Annotated in this window: 2 protein-coding genes; one reads left to right on the forward strand and one right to left on the reverse strand. The window is 69.2% G+C overall.

Going from position 1 to position 4,032, the window contains the following annotated elements:
• A partial coding sequence (locus JHC36_RS02960) for a hydantoinase B/oxoprolinase family protein (protein WP_287915639.1) occupies nt 1-3,542 on the reverse strand: 3,542 nt, incomplete at its 3' end.
• A 307-nt stretch (nt 3,543-3,849) separates the two neighbouring features.
• Between JHC36_RS02960 and rdgC the strand changes: the two genes are divergently transcribed.
• Nucleotides 3,850-4,032: recombination-associated protein RdgC (rdgC, locus tag JHC36_RS02965; RefSeq protein WP_287915641.1), on the forward strand; the 183-nt coding region annotated here is incomplete at its 3' end.

The following is a 4,032-nucleotide window of genomic DNA, read 5'->3' on the forward strand; positions in this document are numbered from 1 at the left end:
AGACCGAACGCCGGGTACACGCGGCCGTTGCTGAGGATGCTCGCCGTCATGGGCGCGAGGAAGCGCACGGCCCGCACCGCGCCGTCACCGCCCGACCAGCGTCCCCGGCCGCCGGAGCCACGGCGGATCTCGAAGCGCTCGAGCCGCACCGGGTAGCGCCACTCCAGCACCTCGGGGTCGGTGAGGCGCGAGTTCGTCATGTGGGTCTGCACCACAGACGTGCCGTCGAACCCGCCGATGAGCGCCCCCTGATCGTCGAACACGCCGCCCGCACCGCTGCCGCCGGCGATGGTTTCGTAATACTGGCGCTCGGCATCGCCAAAGGTGAAGTTGTTCATCGTCGGCTGGCTGCCCGCCATCACCCCGAGCGCGCCGAACAAGGCGTTGGTGATGCAGGTCGAGGTTTCGACATTGCCGGCCACCACCGCCGCGGGCGGCCTCGGGTTAAGCATCGAGCCCTCGGGGATGATGACCGCCAGCGGCTTGAGACAGCCCGCGTTGAGCGGAATGTCGTCTTCGACCAGGGTACGAAACACGTAGAGCACCGCGGCCATGCAGACCGCCTTCGGGGCGTTGAAATTGTTGGGCTGCTGCGCGCTGGTGCCGCTGAAGTCGACGCGGGCGCTGCGCCGCGCGCGGTCGATCTGCACCGCCACCTGGATCTGCGCGCCGTTGTCCAGCGGCAGGGTGAAGCTGCCGTCGCGCAGCCGCGCCCCGAGCTGGTCGATCGCGCGGCGCACGGATTCCTCGGCGTTGTCCTGCACGTGACGCATGTAGGCTTGCACCACGTCCAGCCCGAACTGCTCGACCATGCGTCGCAATTCCTGCACGCCTTTCTCGTTGGCGGCGATTTGCGCCTGGAGATCGGCCAGGTTTTGCGCCGGGTTGCGCGAAGGCCAGGCGCCCGAGCGCAGCAGCGCGAGCAACTCGACCTCGCGCAGCCGCCCGGCTTCGACCAGCTTGAAATTGACGATGCGCACGCCCTCTTCTTCGATCGTCTTGGAAAACGGTGGCATCGAACCCGGCGTGATGCCGCCAATGTCGGCATGGTGGCCACGCGAGCCCACGTAGAACAGCGGCCGCGCATGGCCGTCGAGGTAGACCGGGGTGATGACGGTTACGTCGGGTAGATGGGTGCCGCCGTGGTAGGGATCATTGAGCACATAGACGTCGCCCGGCCGCATGGTCTGCGCGTTGTCCCGGATCACCGTCTGAATGCTCTCGCCCATGGAGCCCAGATGCACCGGCATGTGCGGCGCGTTGGCAATCAGATGACCTTCGCCGTCGAAGAGTGCGCAGGAGAAATCCAGCCGCTCCTTGATGTTGACCGAGTAGGCGGTGTTCTGCAGCTGCAGGCCCATCTGCTCGGCGATGTTCATGAACAGGTTGTTGAACACCTCGAGCAGAACCGGGTCCACTGTGGTGCCGGCAGCCACCCGCGCGGGCCGCGGTGCCACGCGCTGCAGCAGCAAGTGGTCGCGCGCGGTGAGCCGGGCCTGCCAGCCGGGCTCGACCACAGTAGTGGCGTTCTTCTCCGCGATGATGGCCGGGCCGGCGATCACGTCGCCGGCGCGCAGGTCTTCGCGCACCACCAGCGCGGCCTCCCACCACTGGCCGCCGGAGTACATGCGCGCGGTCTCGCGCCGAGGCACCTCGCGCGCGGCGTGCAGCGGCAGCTGCGGCTCGGCGGGCGCGTCGCCCGCGGCCACGGCCTCGACAGAGACCGCCTCGACGATCAGCCGCTTGCCCTGCATCAGGAAGGCATACCGCTGGCGGTAGGCGGCCTCGAAGCCGGCTTGAATCGCGGCCAGCGCGGCGGCAGGCTCGGCGGTGAGGTCTTCCCCGCAGGGCACGACGAGCGCGGCGTCGCTGCCTTCGTAGCGCACATGCACGCGGCGGTGCACGCGCACGGCGCCGCTGCCGAGTTGCTGACGCTCGAGCTCCGCGCGCGCCTGCGCAGCCAAGGCGTCGAGTGCGGCAGCCAGTTGCGGCAGCTGATCGGCCTGCAGAGCGCATTCGAGCGCCTGCTCGCGCATCACGTTCTGGTCGGCCAGGCCCATGCCATAGGCCGAGAGCACGCCCGCGAGCGGATGCACCAGCACCTGCGTCATGCCCAGCGCGTCGGCCACCAGGCAGGCGTGTTGGCCGCCGGCGCCGCCGAAGCACTGCAGTGTGTAACGGGTGACGTCATAGCCGCGCGCCACCGAGATCTTCTTGATCGCGTTGGCCATCTGCTGCACGGCGATGTCGATGAAACCCTCGGCCACCGCCTCCGGGCTACGGCCGGTGCGCGCGGCCAGCTCGGAAAAAGCCTGCTGCACCGGCTCGAGCGCCAGCGGCTCGTCGCCGCGCGGGCCGAACACCCGCGGGAAATACGCCGGCTGGATCTTGCCGAGCATCAGGTTGGCATCGGTCACCGCCAACGGACCACCGCGGCGGTAGCACATCGGGCCGGGGTTGGCGCCCGCGCTCTCGGGGCCGACGCGAAAGCGCGCGCCATCGAACTGCAGCAAGGAGCCGCCGCCGGCGGCCACCGTGTGGATGCTCATCATTGGCGCGCGCATGCGCACGCCAGCCACCTGGGTTTCGAACTCGCGCTCGAACGCACCCGCGTAGTGCGAGACGTCGGTCGAAGTGCCGCCCATGTCGAAGCCGATCACCCGGTCCAGCCCGGCGATCTCCGCCGTGCGCGCCATGCCGACGATGCCGCCGGCCGGGCCGCTGAGGATGGCGTCCTTGCCGGCAAAGGCGTGCGCGTCGGTCAGCCCGCCCGAGGACTGCATGAACAGCAGCCGCACACCGGGCATTTCGGTGGCCACCTGCTCCACATAGCGTCGCAGGATGGGCGAGAGATAAGCGTCGACCACGGTGGTGTCGCCGCGGCTGACGAATTTCATCAGCGGACTCGCTTCATGGCTGGTGCTGACCTGGGTGAACCCGGCCAAGCGCGCCAGCCGCGCCGCCGCCTGCTCATGCGCGGGGTAACGCCAGGCGTGCATGAACACGATGGCCACGCTGCGCAGGCCCCGCGCGTGTGCGTCGGCGAGATCACGCGCCAGCTGCGCCTCGTCGAGCGGCTGCACCACCTCGCCGTGCGCGCCCATGCGCTCCTGCGCCTCCACCACCTCGGCATACAGCAGTTCGGGCAGCACGATGCGGCGGTCGAACAAACGCGGCCGGTTCTGGTAGCCAATGCGCAGCGCGTCGCGAAAGCCGCGCGTGGTCACCAACAGCGTCGGCTCGCCCTTGCGCTCGAGCAGCGCGTTCGTCGCCACCGTGGTGCCCATCTTCACGCAGGCCACCTGCTGCGGCGTGATCGGCTCATCAGGCCGCACACCGAGCAGTTGCCGGATGCCGGCCACCGCGGCGTCGCGATAGTGCTCGGGGTTTTCGGACAGCAGCTTGTGCGTCAGCAGCGCCCCGTCCGGCCGCTTGGCGACGATGTCGGTAAAAGTGCCGCCGCGGTCGATCCAGAACTGCCAACGCGGGTTCGGGTGCACGTTGGAATCGGCGGCGGGGGGCAGAGCGTCGTTTTGCAGCATTTTTTAAACGAAATGAGCCAGTTGCCGGCGTGAAATGGTGCGGGACCGCTACAAAAATAGGATTGGTCGCCGCCCTATGCTTAGAGCGAGCTCGCCGCCAGGGCCGCCTGGCCGTCACCGCCAGACAGCGTGCGTACCCCGCAGGTGCCCTAGCGGGCCGGCCAAGGCATATTAGCGGCTCTCGGCAGCAGCGGCGCCCCGGTCGGCGTCCCTCGCAGGCTTGGCCTATGATGCGCCGCTCGCTCCGCGCAGCCGCACTGTGCTGCGGCTGTGACGCCTCGTCGACATCTCTTTGCATTCACCCCCCGTGTTCAAGAACCTGAGCCTCTACCGCTGCGACGCCGACGCCGCGCGCACCCCTTTGGCCGCACTCGAGGACGCGCTCGAGCCGGCTCGCTTCGCGCCCTGCGCACCCACGCAGGAGAAGGCCGTCGGCTGGATCGAGCCGCGCGGCCAGGCCCATGGGCCGCTGGTCGAGTCCGTCGCGGGC

This window comes from Tibeticola sp. (genome assembly GCF_022759015.1).
GTDB lineage: Bacteria > Pseudomonadota > Gammaproteobacteria > Burkholderiales > Burkholderiaceae_C > Tibeticola > Tibeticola sediminis.